The organism is Massilia niastensis DSM 21313, assembly GCF_000382345.1.
GTDB classification, from domain to species: domain Bacteria; phylum Pseudomonadota; class Gammaproteobacteria; order Burkholderiales; family Burkholderiaceae_D; genus Telluria; species Telluria niastensis.
This window is the reverse complement of record NZ_KB908081.1, coordinates 52,328-70,080: the sequence shown is the minus strand read 5'-3', so window position 1 is coordinate 70,080 and position 17,753 is coordinate 52,328. Positions and strand designations below refer to the sequence as shown.

General features: G+C 66.1%; 11 protein-coding genes. 5 read left to right on the top strand and 6 right to left on the bottom strand.

The genetic code is table 11. The features are described 5' to 3' along the window. Window positions 1–4,026 (bottom strand): phosphoribosylformylglycinamidine synthase, encoded by a 4,026-nt coding sequence (gene purL / locus H162_RS0105170; protein WP_026354250.1) that lies wholly within the window; start codon window positions 4,024–4,026, stop codon window positions 1–3. 216 nt (window positions 4,027–4,242) lie between these two features. Between purL and H162_RS0105165 the strand changes: the two genes are divergently transcribed. The 4 genes from H162_RS0105165 (at window position 4,243) to H162_RS0105150 (ending at window position 8,762) form a co-directional block, all read left to right on the top strand. Then, window positions 4,243–5,871: a tetratricopeptide repeat-containing response regulator gene (locus tag H162_RS0105165; protein ID WP_020652386.1), complete on the top strand. Its 1,629-nt coding sequence runs from the start codon at window positions 4,243–4,245 to the stop codon at window positions 5,869–5,871. Between the two features lie 10 nt (window positions 5,872–5,881). Continuing rightward, window positions 5,882–6,583, top strand: a complete 702-nt coding sequence (locus H162_RS0105160; protein ID WP_020652385.1) for a response regulator transcription factor — start codon at window positions 5,882–5,884, stop codon at window positions 6,581–6,583. Next, entirely contained in the window at window positions 6,576–7,796 is a 1,221-nt protein-coding gene (locus tag H162_RS0105155) for a sensor histidine kinase (RefSeq protein ID WP_020652384.1), read from the top strand. Before H162_RS0105160 ends, H162_RS0105155 begins: the two co-directional genes overlap by 8 nt. A gap of 87 nt (window positions 7,797–7,883) precedes the next feature. Beyond that, the gene (locus H162_RS0105150) at window positions 7,884–8,762 is read left to right on the top strand and encodes an extracellular catalytic domain type 1 short-chain-length polyhydroxyalkanoate depolymerase (RefSeq protein WP_020652383.1); all 879 of its coding nucleotides are present in this window, start codon (window positions 7,884–7,886) and stop codon (window positions 8,760–8,762) included. A gap of 38 nt (window positions 8,763–8,800) precedes the next feature. On the opposite strand, the gene H162_RS0105145 is transcribed toward H162_RS0105150, so the two are convergent. From H162_RS0105145 to H162_RS0105130, 5 genes are all read right to left on the bottom strand, one after another. Continuing rightward, on the bottom strand, window positions 8,801–10,753 hold the full coding sequence (locus tag H162_RS0105145) for a hypothetical protein (RefSeq protein WP_020652382.1): 1,953 nt from the start codon (window positions 10,751–10,753) through the stop codon (window positions 8,801–8,803). Next, entirely contained in the window at window positions 10,750–10,962 is a 213-nt protein-coding gene (locus H162_RS0105140) for a hypothetical protein (RefSeq protein WP_020652381.1), read from the bottom strand. The genes H162_RS0105145 and H162_RS0105140 overlap by 4 nt, the downstream gene beginning before the upstream one ends. After that, window positions 10,959–11,981, bottom strand: a complete 1,023-nt coding sequence (locus tag H162_RS0105135; protein WP_211223681.1) for a glycosyltransferase family 2 protein — start codon at window positions 11,979–11,981, stop codon at window positions 10,959–10,961. Before H162_RS0105135 ends, H162_RS0105140 begins: the two co-directional genes overlap by 4 nt. Further along, entirely contained in the window at window positions 11,930–12,346 is a 417-nt protein-coding gene (locus tag H162_RS30150; protein ID WP_084676939.1) for a GtrA family protein, read from the bottom strand. The genes H162_RS0105135 and H162_RS30150 overlap by 52 nt, the downstream gene beginning before the upstream one ends. 192 nt (window positions 12,347–12,538) lie before the next feature. Continuing rightward, the gene (locus H162_RS0105130) at window positions 12,539–16,144 is read right to left on the bottom strand and encodes a hydantoinase B/oxoprolinase family protein (protein ID WP_020652378.1); all 3,606 of its coding nucleotides are present in this window, start codon (window positions 16,142–16,144) and stop codon (window positions 12,539–12,541) included. A gap of 107 nt (window positions 16,145–16,251) precedes the next feature. Between H162_RS0105130 and H162_RS0105125 the strand changes: the two genes are divergently transcribed. Next, window positions 16,252–17,751 carry an NAD(P)H-hydrate dehydratase gene (locus H162_RS0105125; protein ID WP_020652377.1) on the top strand — a complete coding sequence of 500 codons (1,500 nt, stop codon included), beginning with the start codon at window positions 16,252–16,254 and terminating at the stop codon, window positions 17,749–17,751. The last annotated feature ends 2 nt before the right edge of the window (window positions 17,752–17,753 follow it).

Here is a 17,753-nt window from a genome sequence, read left to right as displayed (position 1 = left end):
TCAGCCAACCCATTTCCGCGCATTGCGGAACATGCGCATCCACGGCGACTCGTCACCCCACGAATCCGGCGCCCACGAGTGGACCACGGTGCGGAACACGCGCTCGGCGTGCGGCATCATCGCGGTGAAGCGGCCGTCCAGGGTCGTGACGGCGGTCAGGCCGCCCGGCGAGCCGTTCGGGTTGAACGGATAGGTCTCGGTCGCCTGGCCACGGTTGTCGACGTAGCGCAGCGCCTTCACGGTTTCATGGATGTCGCCGGTCAGCGAGAAGTCGGCAAAGCCTTCGCCGTGCGCGATCGCGATCGGCGCCTGGGTGCCGGCCATGCCCTGGAAGAAGATCGACGGCGAATCCAGCACTTCCACCATGCCGAAGCGCGCTTCGAACTGCTCCGACTTGTTGCGGGTGAACTTCGGCCAGGCATGCGCGCCCGGGATCAGCGGCTTCAGGTTGCTCAGCATCTGGCAGCCGTTGCACACGCCCAGGCCGAAGGTGTCCTGGCGCTGGAAGAAGCGCGCGAACTGCTCCGACAGCTGCGGGTTGAACAGGATGGTCTTGGCCCAGCCCTCGCCCGCGCCCAGCACGTCGCCGTAGGAGAAGCCGCCGACGGCGATGATGCCGTGGAAGTCATCCAGCTTGGCGCGGCCCGCGATCAGGTCGCTCATGTGCACGTCGATGGCGGTGAAGCCGGCCTGGTGCACCACCCAGGCCGTCTCGATGTGCGAGTTCACGCCCTGCTCGCGCAGGATCGCCACGCGCGGACGCACGCCAGTCGCGATGAACGGCGCGGCGACGTCGTCGGCCAGGTCGAAGGTCAGCTTCGGCGTCATGCCCGGATCGGCTTCGTCCAGCAGGCGCTCGTACTCGGCGTCGGCGCAGGCCGGATTGTCGCGCAGGCGCGCGATGCGCCAGCTGGTGTCGCTCCACAGGCGGTGCAGGCTGCTGCGCGACTGGTTGTAGATGATCTTGGCGTCACGGGTGAACTCGATCGCGCCACGGTCGTTCAGCTTGCCGATGATGTGGCTGCAGGCGCCCAGGCCCAGCTCGCGCAGGACATTCATCACGGCCGACCTGTCCTCGGTGCGCACCTGCACCACGGCGCCCAGTTCCTCGTTGAACAGCGCGCGCAGGGTCAGTTCGTTGCGGCGCTCGGCCACCTGGCCGGTCCAGTTCTTGGCGTCGCCCCAGTCGGCGGCGTGCTCGGCTTCCATCGTCAGGATGTCGAGGTTGACGGTCACGCCGGCGCGGCCGGCGAAGGCCATCTCGCACAGGGTCGCGTACAGGCCGCCGTCCGAACGGTCGTGGTAGGCCAGCAGCTTGCCTTCCTTGTTCAGCTGCTGGATGCCCTTGAAGAAGGCTTTCAGGTCGTCCGGCGAATCGACGTCCGGCGCGCTGTCGCCCAGCTGCTGGGTCACCTGCGCCAGCGCCGAGGCGCCCATGCGGTTCTTGCCGCGGCCCAGGTCGACCAGGATCAGCGAGGTGTCGCCCAGGTCAGTGCGCAGCTGTGGGGTCAGCGAGCGACGTACATCCGACACCGGCGCGAACGCCGACACGATCAGGGACACCGGCGAGATCACCGCCTTGCTGCGGCCCTCGTCGTTCCAGGTGGTGCGCATCGACAGCGAATCCTTGCCGACCGGGATGGACACGCCCAGCGCCGGGCACAGTTCCATGCCCACGGCCTTGACCGTGTCGAACAGCGCGGCGTCCTGGCCCGGCTGGCCGCAGGCCGCCATCCAGTTGGCCGACAGCTTGATGTCGGAGATGTCCTCGATCGCGGCGGCGGCGATGTTGGTGATCGCCTCGCCCACGGCCATGCGGCCCGAGGCGGCGGCGTCGATCACGGCCAGCGGAGTGCGCTCGCCCATCGCCATCGCTTCGCCCACGAAGCCCTCGTAGGACATGGCGGTCACGGCGCAGTCGGCCACCGGCACCTGCCATGGGCCGACCATCTGGTCGCGCACGGTCATGCCGCCCACGGTACGGTCGCCGATGGTGATCAGGAAGGATTTGTCGGCCACGGTCGGCAGCAGCAGCACGCGGCGGCCCGCCTCTTCCAGCTCGATGCCGGTCAGGTCGACCGGCGGGAAGCTGTGCGTCGCGTGCTCGACGTCACGTGTCATCTTCGGCGGTTTGCCGAGCAGGACGTCCATCGGCATGTCGACCGGCGCATTGCCGCTCTCCTCGTCGATCAGGCGCAGCTGGCGCTCCTCGGTCGCGGTGCCGACCACGGCGTACGGGCAGCGCTCGCGCCCGCACAGCGCAGCGAAGAGCGGCAGGTCGCCAGGGGCGATCGCCAGCACATAGCGCTCCTGCGATTCGTTCGACCAGATCTCCTTCGGGGCCAGGCCGCTCTCTTCCAGCGGCACCCTGCGCAAGTCAAAAATTGCGCCGCGCTTGGCGTCGTTGACGATCTCCGGGAAGGCATTCGAGAGGCCGCCCGCGCCCACGTCGTGGATCGAGATGATCGGGTTCTTCGCGCCCAGCTGCCAGCAGCCGTTGATGACTTCCTGGGCGCGGCGTTCCATCTCCGGGTTGCCGCGCTGGACCGAATCGAAGTCCAGGTCGGCGGTGTTGGTGCCGGTCGCCATCGAGGAGGCGGCGCTGCCGCCCATGCCGATGCGCATGCCCGGGCCGCCCAGCTGGATCAGCAGGCTGCCGACCGGAATCTCGTCCTTGTGGGTGTGCGCGGCCGAGATGTTGCCGATGCCGCCCGCGATCATGATCGGCTTGTGGTAGCCGTAGACCGCATTGGCAGCGCCGACGTTCTGCTCATAGGTGCGGAAGTAGCCGCCCAGCACCGGACGGCCGAATTCGTTGCTGAACGCGGCGCCGCCGATCGGGCCGTCGATCATGATCTGCAGCGGCGAAGCGATGCGCTCCGGCTTGCCGTACACCGCCTCATCGCGGCCGGCTGCGCCCTTGGTGACGTCGCTCGCGTTTTCCCACGGACGCTGGGCGTCCGGCAGCGCCAGGTTGGAGACGGTGAAGCCGGTCAGGCCGGCCTTCGGCTTGGCGCCGCGGCCGGTCGCGCCCTCGTCGCGGATCTCGCCGCCGGCGCCGGTCGAGGCGCCCGGGAACGGGGAGATCGCGGTCGGGTGGTTGTGGGTCTCGACCTTCATCAGGGTGTGCACCAGCTCGGTCGTCGGGGCGTATTCCTGCCCTTCGCGCGGGTAGAAGCGGGTCACGCTCGCGCCTTCGATGATCGACGAGTTGTCGCTGTAGGCGACCACGGTGCCGCGCGGGTTCAGCTGGTGCGTGTTCTTGATCATCTGGAACAGCGACTTGTCCTGCTTGACGCCGTCGATGATCCAGTCCGCATTGAAGATCTTGTGGCGGCAGTGCTCGCTGTTCGCCTGGGCGAACATCATCAGCTCGACGTCGGTCGGGTTGCGCTGCGCGCGGGTGAAGGCCTCGTGCAGGTAGTCGACCTCGTCTTCCGACATCGCCAGGCCGAGCTCGGTGTTGGCGCGCACCAGGGCGTCGCGGCCCAGGCCCAGCACGTCGATGGCTTCCAGCGGCTTGCCTTCCAGCTCGCTGAACAGTTGCTGGGCTTCATCGGCCTTGCGCAGCACGGTCTCGGTCATGCGGTCGTGCAGCAGTGCGGACACCGCCGCGAGCTCCTGCTCGGACAGCTTCTTCGGCGCGCCGATGCTGCTGCCGAGGATGCCGCTCTTGAGGACGACGGTATAGCCGACGCCGCGCTCGACGCGGTGCACATGCGACATGCCGCAGTTGTGCGCGATATCGGTCGCCTTCGAGGCCCAGGGCGAGATCGTGCCCAGGCGCGGAATGACGAAGAACTCCTCGGTCACGCCTTCGTACAGCGTCTCTGCGACCGGCTCGCCATAGGTGAGCATGGCCGACAGCCGGGCTGTGTCGTCGGTCGTCAGCGGCGCGCTGGCGTCGATGAAATGATAGAACCGTGCCTGCACTGCGGCAATCGACGAAGCGACAGCTTGCAACTGGCTCAGGAGGCGTTGGTTACGGAAGGCGGAAAGGGCGTTGGAACCCGGCAGAATCAACATGGCTGGACAGTCGGTTGATGCAGCGTGGCTGCTAGGGTGGAAGATAGCCCGCTATTATACAGCCTTGCCCTATGGGCCGGGCCCTCGATCAGCCGAGGCCGGCGCCCAGGCCCCATGGACAATGCAGATTCCTTGATCCGGGCGATGCTTACCGGTATCTTTACGTCAGACAATAACGAGAAGCGCGCCTGTCGCGCGCACGGGTGGAAGGTGAAGATGCAAGACAATGCGAACCTGGCGGTCCTGGTGGTCGATCCCAATCCGGGCATGCGCACCAGCCTGCAGAACATGCTCAACCAGGCCGGAATCCCGAAGGTCGAGTACGCGATCAATGCCAACACGGCGATCCGGCAGCTGGGCCGCCGCGCCTACGACATCATCCTGTGCGAATACGACCTGGCCAGCGGATCGGGCGAAGGCCAGGACGGCCAGGAACTGCTGGAAGACCTGCGCCACCACAAGCTGATCTCGGCCTCGACGATCTTCATCATGCTCACCTCGGAGGGCGTGTACGGCAAGGTGGTCAGCGCCGCCGAGCTGGCCCCGACCGACTACATCCTGAAGCCCTTCACCGCCGACATGCTCGGCGGCCGCATCAAGCGTGCGCTGGAGCGCCGCGTCGCCCTGCTCCCGGCCTGGCAGCAGGCGGCCCAGGGGCGGCTGCGCGACGCCATCCGCAGCTGCGGGCAGGGCGAGAAATCCCATCCGCGCCTCGCCCTCGACTTCGCCCGCCTGCGCGCCGACCTGCATACCGCGCTCAACGAACATGGCGAAGCCGCCTCGGTCTACCGCGAAGTGCTGTCCGAGCGTCCGCTCGGCTGGGCCGGCCTGGGCCTGGCGCGCACCATGGTCGCGCAGGGCCGGATGGACGAGGCGCGCGCCACGCTCGAACAGCTGATCGAGGGCAATCCGCGCCTGATGGCGGCCTACGACCTGCTGGCGCGCTGCTTCGAGGCCGGCGGCGAGCTGGCCGCAGCCCAGAAGGTGCTGGAGGGCGCGGTCGCGGTCTCGCCCTACGTGGTGCGCCGCCTGCGCAAGCTGGGCGAGGTCGCGCTCGAGGCGGGCGACCTCGATGCGGCGGAAAAGAACTTCCGCCAGGTCGTCACCAAGGCGCGCTATTCCGAATTCCGCAACCCCGAAGACCACGTCAACCTGGTCAAGGCCCTGGTGCATCGCGGCGACGTGCTGCAGGCGGGGAATGTGATCCGCGACCTCGAGCGTGCGCTGCGCGGCAATCCGAATGCCGATGCCTGCAAGGCGTATTCGAGCGCCCTGCTCAACGACAAGGCCGGGAATCCCGCGGCGGCCGTCGGCGACCTGATGGCGGCGGTCGGCGCGGTGCGCGGCAGCAGCGGGCTGTCCTCGAACCTGAAGCTCGGCCTGGCGCGCGCCTGCCTTGCGCACCGGCTCGACGAACAGGCGTCCGACGTGATGCTGACCGTGATGAACGATGTCGGCAGCGGCGTGTCGGTGGACCAGGCGATCGGCGTGTTCGTCAAGGCCGGCCGTCCGGACCTGGCCGACGGCATGGGCCAGCAGCTCAAGGCCCAGGCCCAGATCCTGCTGGGCGTGGCGGACGAGAAGCGCAACATGGGCGATGTGCGCGGCGCGGTCCAGACCCTGCTCGAAGCGCTGCACATGGCGCCGAACAACCTGCAGGTGATCGTGGCGGTGGCGGGAGGCATCCTGCGCCAGGTGAACGAGCTGGGATGGGACCACCAGCTCGGCGAAGTCTTCGCCGAGCAGCTGCACAAGATCCACGCCTACGATCCCCGGCACCCGCGCCTGGGAGCGCTGGCCGAGGAGTTCGCGGCGGCCAAGCGCAAGTACGGCATCTCGACCTGAGCCGCCGTTCATGCAGCGCGGCTCCCTGAGCATCCTGGTGGTGGAAGATCACCCGACGATCGCGCGCCAGATCGTCGAGTTCCTGGACGGCCTGAAGTGGCAGACCGACCATGCCGCCACCGGCGGGCTCGCCATCGAGCTCGCGACGCGCGAAGCCTACGATGTGGTCCTGCTCGACCTGAATCTTCCCGACCTGGACGGGCTGGAGGTGTGCCAGGCGATCAAGGCGCGGGCGCCGCGCAACGTGCCGGTGCTGATGCTGACCGCCCGCGACGCCTTCGAGGACAAGGCGCGCGGCTTCAGGGGCGGCGCGGACGATTACCTGACCAAGCCGTTCGACCTGCGCGAAGTCGCCCTGCGTTGCGAGGCGCTGGCGCGGCGCGGACAGCTGCACGTCAGCCAGGAGCTGCGCATCGGCCCCCTCACCCTCCTGCCCCGGGAAAAGCGCGCCCTGTACGACGGCGTCCCGGTGCCGCTGACGCAGGCGGGTTTCCGGATCCTGTTCATGCTGTGCGACGCCTGCCCGCATGCCGTGGCGCGCTCCGCGCTGGTGCACGCGCTGTGGGGCGCCAATCCGCCGGACAGCGACGCCCTCAAATCGCATATCTATGCCCTGCGCAAGCAACTGGAACTGGCCAGCGGGCAGAAGATGATCGCGACCATTCCCCACCTCGGCTACCGGCTGGCGCTGGGCGCGGCGGACCATGTTTAGCTCGATCCGCCATGGCCTGTTCGCAGCGCTGGCCGGCTTCACGGTCCTGATCTGCATCTGCTATACCGCGCTCGCGCTGGTGATTTCCTACGTGACCGAGGACATGGTGGTCGAGCGGCTCCTGGAGCGCGAGGCGGCTGCCATGACGGCGCATTTCCGCCTGCATGGCGAGGTCGGGCCGCCGGCCAACGACCTGATCCGCGCCTACGCCAGCCTGGAAGCGCTGCCGGCCCTCGTGCGCGAACAGGTCGTCGCGGGCCGCCGGACTGCCGAGATATTCACCGACTCGGGCCAGCACTATCACCTGCGCACGCTCGACCTCCCCGCCGGTCCGCAGCCGCGCCTCTACCTGCTGGCCGACGTCGCCCCGCTGCTGGTGGTGTCGAAACTCATCCAGGACGTCGGCGGGGTGCTGATCTTCGTCGCGCTGGGACTGACCGGTCTCGCGCTGTTGCTGGCCTACCTGATCTCCAGGCGCCTGGTGCTGCCGCTCCAGGTACTGGCGCACGAGGTGCGCAGCCTGACCCCGGACGGCGCCGTCGCGCTCAGCGCGCGGCGGCGGCGCGACGAGATCGGCTACCTGGCGGAGAAGCTGGGCGCCACGATTGCGGAACTGCACGCGGCGCTGGCGCGCGAGCACGCCTTCACGCGCGATGTCAGCCATGAACTGCGGACACCGCTCACGGTCATGAAGAACAGCGTCGTCCAGGCGGCATCGCGCCCACTGGGCAGGCAGGAAGTGGCGCAGCTCCGGGCGGGCATCGATGAAATCGGGAATACCATCGACGTGCTGTTCGCCCTGGCGCGCGCCGAGCACATCGCGCACGAACCGCTCGACCTGCGCGGCTGTATCGAGGAAGGCCTGCTGCGCCTGCTGGACAGCGGCGACTGGGACGACGAACGCCTGGCGCTCGATCTGCCCGACCGGCTGGAGGTCCTGGGCAACCGCCATTTGTCCAGGCTGCTCATCAATAATTGCCTGGGCAATGCCCTGTTCCATGGAGGGCCGGATTCCCGGCTGCGGCTGTCGTTTGCGAATGGGGTGCTCAGCCTTGAAAACACGGTCGCGCCTGGCCGGGCAGGCACGATGCAGGGCTTCCTGCACGGCCAGAATCTGCTCCGGCGCATCGCCGGCGCCATGCGCTGGGAACTGAGCTTCCACGCCGGCGCAACGGCCTACCGGGTCGACATCGTCCCACTGCGCCTCCCCTGAGCCGCGCCGAAATCCGCCGGATTTCACCGCGGTTTCACCACCGTCTTCCTATCCTGCGTACTCATCCACTTTTTCCGGGTACGCACAATGAAAATCCTGATCAGCCTCCTCCTCCTCCTCGCCTGCGCCTCCTTGCCGGCGCTGGCGCAGGTCACCTCCCTCCTCCACAAGGAGGAAAAGCGCCGCTACCTCGTCTACACCCCGGCCTCCTATGCCAGCCAGCCGCAGAAGGCCTATCCGCTCGTGCTGAACTTCCATGGCAGCGGCATGAGCATGGCCGAACAGATGCTCTACACGCAAATGAACCGCGCCGCTGAGCGCCACCAGTTCATCGTCGTCTACCCCCTGGGGATCAAGCAGGACTGGAACGTCGGCTTCGGCATGTCCTACCTCGAAGGCAGCGACGACATTGGCTTCACCGAAGCGCTTCTTGCCAAGCTCAGGCAGGATTACCGGGTCGACGGCCAGCGCGTGTATGCCACCGGCCTGTCGCGCGGCGGCTTCTTCGCGCTGCGCATCGCGGCCGAATTGCCGCACCTGTTCGCGGCCGTGGCCTCGGTCGGCGGACCGATGCCCGAGCCCGTGGTACGGCACCATGCGAAGGCCTCCAGGGTCGGCGTGCTCCTGATGCACGGCACGGCGGACCAGGTGGTGGCCTATGGCGGCAAGCCAGGCGGCTATCTGTCCGCCGAAGACACCTACGGCTACTGGCTGAAGCAGAACGGTATCGGCCTCGATGGGAAAAGCCGGCGCGTCATCGACGGCGACGCCGGCGACGGCACGGACGTGGCCCTGGTCGAGCAGGGGAACGGCCAGCAGAGCGTGGCGCTGGTGACGATCAGGGACGGCGGTCATACCTGGCCCGGCGCCGACCCGTTCAATGTCGGGCTGCCGATCGGGAAGACCACCCGCGACATCGATGCGAACGAGGTGATCTGGCAGTTCTTCGGCAAGCACCGCCGTTAGGATTCCCCCGAACACTGGCGCCTTGTTCCCGATCCCTGCTAGTGGATAGCAGCCTGCACGTCCCTGTCCTTGTCCGCGCTGAGACAACCATTCGCTGTTTCGTAGATGAGCGCATAGACGATGCGCGGAGATGTGAGCATGACGCCGTTCTTCGGGTTCCTATCCCATCTGCCTTTTTCTTCGAGGGTGATGCAGGCATCGACAGTGAACTTTGCGCCAGCCAGGAAAACATGTGAAATCCGCTGTTCTCTCAATACCCTGGAATCCAGCGTCACGGAACCCGGTGGCTCGAGGCTGGGAGGCAGACCCAGGATGCGTCGTCCTTCGGGCATGCTGATGACCTGATTCCTGAAGCCGGCACCAGCCAGCGGATAATGCCAGGAGCGGCCGGCAAGGTTCAAGATCCTTGCGCCATCAGGCAGGTGATCGATCTTTTCAGGATATTCGTAGTAAAGCGAACGTGTCGTATGCCCGGATAACAAGATCCTGTCCGCGAATGAAATGAGCTCTTTCGAAAAGAAAATGGACAGCATCACCGCTATGCAAACGGTCAGGAAAGCGTCGAGCACCGGCCGCCAGCGCGGATGCGCCTGGCTAATTACCCAGGCAACCAGTGGCATGCAGTAGGCAATCGCCGCCAGAGCATAGCGCGGTTGATGATCATCGAGTAGCCACCATGTGCCGATAACGAATGCGATCGTCAGCAGCAGAATGCCGCGTACTGCATTCCTCGGTCTTCCGCGCATGAACAGGCTTGCCGTTACGACGGCAAGCGACACCGGGACGGTCGTCGCGAAAAAGGCTCCCAGGCCGGAACTGTGCTTGAAGTTCTGGCCCAGCATGTGCCATTCGATCCATGGGTAGGCAAGCCACTCGGCAGGAGTGCGTACCCATTCGAACTGCGTCGCGTGACGTTGTGAAAAATCGATGTCCGCCGCCCTTGCCCAGCCCAACAGATCGCCGGCCAGAGGCAGGTTGACCGGATAAAAAGGATTGTCGAATGCGAGATAATTCCGCACCAGCCAAAAACCACATGTGAATATCGTCACGCCGGCGAATATGCACGCGCCCAGGATTTTTTCCCGCCATCCGGGCGTGCTTGCGCGCTCCGGTGCGGGATATGCACAGAGGATGAGCAGGCCAATGAAGCCGATGCTGATGAGGTGCATGCTCTTGAAGCCGAGTGCCAGGCCGGCGCAGGCGCCTGCCAGGGCAAGTGCAATCCGGCGATCCATACCCTGCATCAGCGCGAACGACATGGCGAGTACGATGAATGCGATGCCGCCGATATCGGCGCTGAGCTCGACGGATGAAAATGCGATCATCGGTACCGACAGCAGTCCGCATGACGCCAGTAGCGATGCGTTCCGGTCGGCCCCGGCAAGCCGGCCAAGCGTATACGTGCCTACGACCAGCGGAAACAAAAATACCAGATTGGCCGACGAGACGATTTTCTCCGGCAAAAAACTGAACAAGAATGCAGTGTAGAGGCTCGCATTCGCAGGGAATGTGTGTGGGAAATTTCCATCCCATGGTTTCAGTGTCGCGGTACGTAGAATCTCCACCGCTCCGGGCAGATGGTAGGCGGAAACCTCGAAACCCCGCGGGTAGCCGAACATCGACAGGACGCCGGCCGACGCAAATATGACCGCGGTTCCGGCGACGATCCTTGATGAAGCCAGCGCGCCTGCACCGACCGACACTTCGTGCAGCAGCGCTCTTTGCGATACCGGAAGGTAGATCGCCACGGCGATCGCAACCGGCATCGCGATCAACAGCGCATATTCAACTGCAACAACGCCCTGCCCGGTAAACAAGGAGATATAGCCCAGCAAAAGGAAGTTCGTATAGAAGAATATGAAAAACAAGGTGGTGAAGATCTGGATCTTCACGCCCGTCCTTGTTTCGCGAGGGCTGACAATCGCCGCGAGCAAGCGCATCGCGACGAAAGCGCATGAAAGCAGATACAGGACGCCGGCCAGCGCGCTCATTTGACCTGCCCGATAACCTGGACAACGGTATGCCGGAGGAACGAGAGATAATTCCCTATTCCTTCGCTCAACAGGAAATAAGACATGGCGGAAGCGATGAACAGGCAGGTTGGCATTTTAGCCAGCAGTGGTGGCGCCGCGGCCCCATCCTTATCGGCCGCAAGGATGTCCGCCACGCTGGCGACGTTCTCTTCCGACGAATTTTTCATAGGATCGGCGCATGGCAGAATTCTCTTCCGCAGACGGCTTCCACGTGGAAGCGTGGGCGTTTTTTTATTGCCTCATATACTTTGGCGAGATACTCGCCGATGATTCCCAGGCTAAGGAGCTGGATGCCGCCTAAAAAATACGTCGGAATCACAATCGAAGCCCAACCTGGCAGGGCCGTGTCCCCGAACAGGCGCACGGCCAGGGCCCATAAGGCCAGGGCCAGGCTGCCCACTGATACCAGGGCGCCAAGCCCGGTGATGAGACGGAGTGGATAGGCCGTGAAGGAAGTGACGCCCTGCCATGCAAGCGACAGCATCTTGGAAAGCGGATACTTGGACTCGCCGGCAAGGCGCGGCGCCCGTTCGAATTCGACGGTGGCAGTGCGATAGCCCAACTGCGGAATCATGCCGCGCAGGAAAAGATGGGTTTCTTCGTATTCCCGCAGCGCTTCTATCGCGCGTCGACTCATCAGGCGGAAATCCGCGTGATTGTAGACAACCTGAACCCCGAGGAATTCGAGGACCTTGTAATAACTCTCGGCGGTAAACCGTTTAAAGAAGGAATCAGCACTTCGCTTGCTACGCGCAGCGTAAACGATTTCACAACCTTCTCCATAGGAGGCCAGCATTTTTGGAATCACGCCGAGATCGTCTTGCAGGTCCGCGTCCAGGCTGACAAGAATCTCCCCGGGTACGGTCATCAGGCCGCATAGCAAGGCATTCTGATGGCCCCGGTTACGACTGAGTTTCACACCGCATACACGCAATTCAGCGACGGAATACTCCTGGATCATCTTCCATGTCGCATCATGACTTCCATCGTCGACATAATAGATCGCACTCCCGGGAGCGCATTGCCCCTGTGCTTCCATGTCGTCCAGCAGCGCCACGAGGCGCTTTGTCGTTTCCGGGAGAACCTCTTGCTCGTTATAGCATGGCAGAACGAGGCTCACTATCGGGCGTGCCCTCATGTTCTGGCCATGTTGAATGTCCAGATGCCGTGGATGCAATAGTTCCATGTGATGACTCCGATAGTCGAGAAGATTTGTGCTGGAAGGACTCCAACATCAAATGCCATGAGCACGGACAGGATCAAATAGTTCAGTGCTAATCCACACAGGGCCGTAACAATGAAACGCGGGGCCCCGGTCTTGTGCGTTTGCGTGCTACCGAAAGTAAAACTTCGATTCAGCAAATAGTTGGATATGGCGCTAAAAAGGAATCCTGTCGTCGAAGACAATGCAGCTGACAGGTCGAGCATGACGTACAGGAACGCCATGATCGAATAATGCGTAGTGGTAGAAACGACGCCAACGACCAAAAACCTGAAGAAACTTCTTCTGGAAAAATTTTTCAATTTTAGAGACGTGTCGGCAACAGACATTGTCCACGTCCTAATCGAAACATGGCTAACTACTCTCGGTAACTTATCCTACCAGCATAGTTTGTTTTTTACACAATTTCGTGGCGTTTTTGGATAATTACAACAGGCCGCGACGGCCCATGCCCGCGCAAGTGCATGCCCGGCCAGCCGCTATCCCGATTCATCCTGGACCCTCGAACCCTTGCCCTCCCGTCAAGCCTCGGGCCGTCCGTAGCCGCCGCCGCCAGGGGTCTCGATCACGAACACGTCGCCCGCCGCCATATCGGTCTTGCCGATATGCCCCAGGGTCTCGACCCTGCCATCCGCCCGCAGCACGGTATTGCGCCCACGCTTGCCCGGTTCGCCGCCGGCCATGCCGAAGGGCGCGAAGATCCGGTTGTTCGACAGGATCGCCGCCGTCATCGGTTCCAGGAAGCGCAGCTTGCGCACGCCGCCATTGCCGCCGCGCCAGCGCCCCGCCCCACCCGATCCGTGGCGGATCTCGTAGCTCTCCAGCCGCACCGGGAAACGGAACTCCAGGATCTCGGGATCGGTCAGGCGCGAATTGGTCATGTTGGTCTGGACCACGTCGGTGCCGTCGAAGCCCTCGCCCGCGCCCGAGCCGCCCGAGATGGTCTCGTAGTACTGGTAGCGCGCATTCCCGAAGGTGAAGTTGTTCATCGTCCCCTGCGCCGCCGCCATCACCCCCAGCGCCCCGTACAGGGCGTTGGTGATGCAGGTCGAGGTCTCGACATTGCCCGAGACGACCGAGGCCGGGTAATGCGGGTTCAGCATCGAGCCGGGCGGGATGATCACCTTCAGGGGCTTCAGGCAGCCGGCGTTCAGCGGAATCTCGTCGTCCACCAGGGTGCGGAACACGTACAGCACCGCCGCCATGCACACCGCCGAGGGTGCGTTGAAGTTGTTCGGCAGCTGGTCCGAGGTCCCGGTGAAATCGATCTCCGCGCTGCGGCCGGCCTGGTCGACCCGGATCGCGACCTCGATGCGCGCCCCGTTGTCGAGTTCATTCACGAAGTGGCCGTCCTTCAGGGCCGAGATCACGCGCCGCACCGCTTCTTCCGCGTTGTCCTGCACGTGGCCCATGTAGGCGCGCACCACATCCAGCCCGAAGTGGGCGACCATGCGGCGCAGTTCCTCGACGCCCTTCTGGTTGGCGGCCACCTGGGCGCGCAGGTCGGCCATGTTCTGGTCCGGATTGCGCGCCGGGTAGCGCGCCTGGGCCAGCAAGGCGCGGGTCTCGTCCTCGCGCAGCACGCCGTCGGCGCCGTCGACCAGCTTGAAGTTGTTGATCAGGACGCCCTCCTGCTCGATGTGGTTCGAGTCGGGCGGCATCGAGCCCGGCGTGGTGCCGCCGATGTCGGCGTGGTGGCCCCGCGAGCCGACGTAGAACAGGATCTCCCCGCCCTCTTCGTCGAACACCGGCGAGATCACCGTGACGTCGGGCAGGTGGGTGCCGCCGTTGTACGGGTCGTTCAGCATGTATACGTCGCCCGCGCGCATGCGTCCCGCGTTCTCGCGCATGACGGTCTTGATGCTCTCGCCCATCGAGCCCAGGTGCACCGGCATGTGCGGCGCGTTGGCGACCAGGTTGCCGTCCTGGTCGAAGATGGCGCAGCTGAAGTCCAGCCGCTCCTTGATGTTGACCGAATAGGCGGTGTTCTGCAGGCGCAGGCCCATCTGCTCGGCGATCGACATGAACAGGTTGTTGAAGATCTCCAGCATCACCGGATCGGCCGTGGTGCCGATGGCGCGCCGCTCCGGCAGCGCCTCGACCCGGCTCAGGACCAGGTGGTTGTACTGCGTGACCCAGGCCTGCCAGCCCGGCTCGATGACGGTGGTGGCGTTGTCCTCGGCGATGATGGCCGGGCCGCGCACGGTATGGCCGGTGCGCAGCCCGCGGCGCGCATGCACCGCGGTGTCGCGCCAGCTGCCGCCGCTGTACATGCGCACCGATTCCTCGGCCTGCGGCGCGCCGGCGTCGACGCCGTTCGCGACCGGCTGTTCGGCCGGGGCGTCCGAGCGCCCGATGGCTTCGACCGACACCGCCTCCACGACCAGCGCGCGCGAAGGCATCAGGAAGGAATAGCGGCGCCGGTAGGCCTGCTCGAACTGCGCCTGCATCGCCGCGGCGTCGGCATACAGGACCACGATGGCGGAGTCGGTGCCTTCGTAGCGCAGGTGGACGCGCTCGATCACGTTGATGCGCTCCGGCGCCACGCCCTGGGCCAGCAGCTGGCTCCTGGCCTGGGCCGCCAGCGCCGCGAGCCGCAGCGCCAGGCGGTCGGCGCCCTGTTCCGACAGTCGTTCCTCGACCGCCTGCTCGCGCATCGCGGTCTGGTCGGCCAGGCCCATGCCGTAGGCCGACAGCACGCCGGCCAGGGAATGGATGAACACCGTCTTCATGCCCAGCGCATCGGCCACCAGGCAGGCATGCTGGCCGCCGGCGCCGCCGAAGCTGGTCAGCGTATACTCGGTGACGTCATGGCCGCGCTGCACCGAGATCTGCTTGATCGCATTCGCCATGTTGCCGACCGCGATCTGGATGAAGCCTTCGGCCACCGTTTCCGGCGCCGGACGCTCGCCGGTCGCCTCGGCGATCCGGTCCGCCATGGCGGCGAAGCGCGCGCGCACCGCCTCGGCGTCGAGCGGCTGGTCGCCTTTGGTACCGAACAGGTGCGGGAAATAGGCAGGCTGGATCTTGCCGAGCATGACGTTGCAGTCGGTGACCGCCAGCGGACCGCCGCGGCGGTAGCTGGCCGGCCCCGGATTGGCGCCGGCGCTGTCCGGGCCGACCCGGTAGCGGCTGCCGTCGAAGTGCAGGATCGAGCCGCCGCCCGCCGCCACCGTGTGGATGCTCATCATCGGCGCGCGCATGCGCACGCCCGCCACCTGGGTCTCGAACACGCGCTCGAACTCGCCCGAGAAGTGCGACACGTCGGTCGAGGTGCCGCCCATGTCGAAGCCGATCACGCGCTCGAAGCCGGCCAGCTGGCTGGCGCGCACCATGCCGACGATGCCGCCGGCGGGGCCGGACAGGATGCTGTCCTTGCCCTGGAAGGCGCGCGCGTCGGTCAGGCCGCCGCTGGACTGCATGAACTGCAGGTTCACGCCGGGCAGCTCGGCCGCGACCTGGTCGACATAGCGGCGCAGGATCGGCGACAGGTAGGCGTCGACCACGGTGGTGTCGCCGCGCGCCACCAGTTTCATCAGGGGGCTGACCTCGTGCGACACCGATACCTGGGTGTAGCCGATCGCGCGCGCGATGCGCGCCACGGCGGCTTCGTGCCCGCTGTGGCGGTAGCCGTGCATGAAGACGATGGCGAGCGAGCGCAGGCCCTGGTCGAAGGCTCCCTGGAGCGCCGCGCGCGCCGCTTCCTCGTCCAGCGGACGCACCACCTCGCCGTGCGCCCCGATCCGCTCGTCGATCTCGACCACCTCGCCGTAGAGCAGCTCGGGCAGGATGATATTCCGGTCGAACAGGCGCGGACGGTTCTGGTAGGCAATGCGGAGGGCGTCGCGGAAACCGCGCGTGATCGCCAGCAGCGTCGGTTCGCCCTTGCGTTCGAGCAGCGCATTGGTGGCGACCGTGGTGCCCATCTTGACCGCCTCGACCCGTTCGACGGGCACCGCCTCGCCCTGCCCCACGCCCAGCAGGTGGCGGATGCCGGCAACCGCCGCGTCACGGTACTGCTCGGGATTCTCCGACAGCAGCTTGTGCGTCACAAGCTGGCCGTCCGGGCGCCTTGCCACGATGTCGGTGAAGGTGCCGCCACGGTCGATCCAGAACTGCCAATCCATTTGTTACTCTCCGTACAAGCTGAAAGAATGCCTATTGTAGTCGCACGGCGCGCCGGTTTTGGCGAAAATGCATGACAATGCCTGTCGACACCATCCTACGAGCCCGCATGGAACACCCTCTCTACAGCGTCGCCCAGGTGCGCGACATCGAAGCCTCGGCCTATGCCGTCCTTCCTCCCGGCGCCCTGATGCGGCGCGCCGGCCAGGCCGCCGCCGGCTACGCGCTGGAGCTGCTCGGCGCGCGCCGCGACCTGCCGGTGCTGCTGCTGGCCGGTCCCGGCAACAATGGCGGCGACGCGCTCGAGATGGCCGCCAACCTGGCCGACGCCGGCATCGACGCCACGGTCCTGCACCTGCCGGGCAGCAGCGACGCCTCCAGCGAAACCGCGGCCGCCTACGACCGCGCGCGCTCCGGCACGGTGGGCTGGATCGACATGCTGCCGCCCGATGCGCAGTGGGGGCTGGTGGTCGACGGCCTGTTCGGCATCGGCCTGTCGCGTCCTCTCGAAGGGCCTTACCGCGAACTCGTCGAAGGTCTCGATGCGATCCGCTGCCCGATCCTCGCCCTGGACCTACCCAGCGGCCTCGATGCCGACACCGGCGCCGTGGTCGGTCCGGACGGCATCGCGGTGCGCGCCACCCACACCATCAGCTTCCTCGGCGCCAAGGCCGGCCTGTATACGGGCGACGGGCGTGACTACGCGGGCCGGGTGCGGGTCGACCTGCTCGGCCTCGGGCCCGGGCACTTCCCGCCTGCCGGCGCCCGGCTGGGCGACGTCGACGTGTTCGGCGGGCGCCTCGCGGCGCGCCGGCACAACAGCCACAAGGGCAGCTTCGGCGACGTGGCGGTGGTCGGCGGCGCCCACGGCATGGCAGGAGCGGCGGTGCTGGCGGCGCGCGGCGCCTTGTATGCGGGCGCGGGCCGGATCTTTGTCGCGGCGCTCGACAGCGCGCCCGGCTACGACAGCAGCCAGCCCGAGATCATGTTCCGCCACGCGGAGGACTTCGACTTCGGCGGGCGCACCCTGGTGATCGGGCCCGGCATGGGCGGCTCGGCGGGCGCGATGCGGCTGCTGGCCAAGGCGCTCGACAGCGACAGCCCGCTGGTGATCGATGCCGACGCCCTGAACCTGATCGGGGCCAGCCCCGACCTGCAGTCGCGCCTCGCGCGGCGCGCGGCGCCGGCGGTGCTCACGCCCCACCCGCTCGAAGGCGCGCGCCTGCTGGGCATGACGGCCGCGGTGGTGCAGGCCGACCGGCTGGAAGCGGCGCGCGAGATGGCGCTGCGCAGCGACGCGACCGTGATCCTGAAGGGGTCCGGCTCCATCATCGCGCGGCCGGATGGCCAGGTGCTGGTCAATCCGACCGGCAATCCGGGCCTGGCGACCGGCGGCAGCGGCGATGTCCTGGCGGGCATCTGCGGCGCGCTGCTGGCCCAGGGCTGGCCGGGCTGGGAAGCGGCTGCCGGCGCGGCCTGGATCCATGGCGCGGCCGCCGATCTGCTGGTGGACGACGGCGTGGGGCCGATCGGGATGACGGCCGGCGAACTGCCGGCCGCCGCCCGGCAGGTGCTGAACCAGCTGGTGCGGGACCGCGCCGGCCCTTAGGG

Bases quoted from the DNA above. Each gene is read 5' to 3' on its own strand.
- H162_RS0105160 (WP_020652385.1), top strand. From the start codon at position 5,882: ATGCAGCGCGGCTCCCTGAGCATCCTGGTGGTGGAAGATCACCCGACG.
- H162_RS0105145 (WP_020652382.1), bottom strand. From the start codon at position 10,753: ATGAGCGCGCTGGCCGGCGTCCTGTATCTGCTTTCATGCGCTTTCGTC.
- H162_RS0105130 (WP_020652378.1), bottom strand. From the start codon at position 16,144: ATGGATTGGCAGTTCTGGATCGACCGTGGCGGCACCTTCACCGACATC.
- H162_RS0105135 (WP_211223681.1), bottom strand. From the start codon at position 11,981: ATGGAACTATTGCATCCACGGCATCTGGACATTCAACATGGCCAGAAC.
- H162_RS0105165 (WP_020652386.1), top strand. From the start codon at position 4,243: ATGCAAGACAATGCGAACCTGGCGGTCCTGGTGGTCGATCCCAATCCG.
- H162_RS0105155 (WP_020652384.1), top strand. From the start codon at position 6,576: ATGTTTAGCTCGATCCGCCATGGCCTGTTCGCAGCGCTGGCCGGCTTC.
- H162_RS0105125 (WP_020652377.1), top strand. From the start codon at position 16,252: ATGGAACACCCTCTCTACAGCGTCGCCCAGGTGCGCGACATCGAAGCC.
- H162_RS0105150 (WP_020652383.1), top strand. From the start codon at position 7,884: ATGAAAATCCTGATCAGCCTCCTCCTCCTCCTCGCCTGCGCCTCCTTG.
- H162_RS0105140 (WP_020652381.1), bottom strand. From the start codon at position 10,962: ATGAAAAATTCGTCGGAAGAGAACGTCGCCAGCGTGGCGGACATCCTT.
- purL (WP_026354250.1), bottom strand. From the start codon at position 4,026: ATGTTGATTCTGCCGGGTTCCAACGCCCTTTCCGCCTTCCGTAACCAA.
- H162_RS30150 (WP_084676939.1), bottom strand. From the start codon at position 12,346: ATGTCTGTTGCCGACACGTCTCTAAAATTGAAAAATTTTTCCAGAAGA.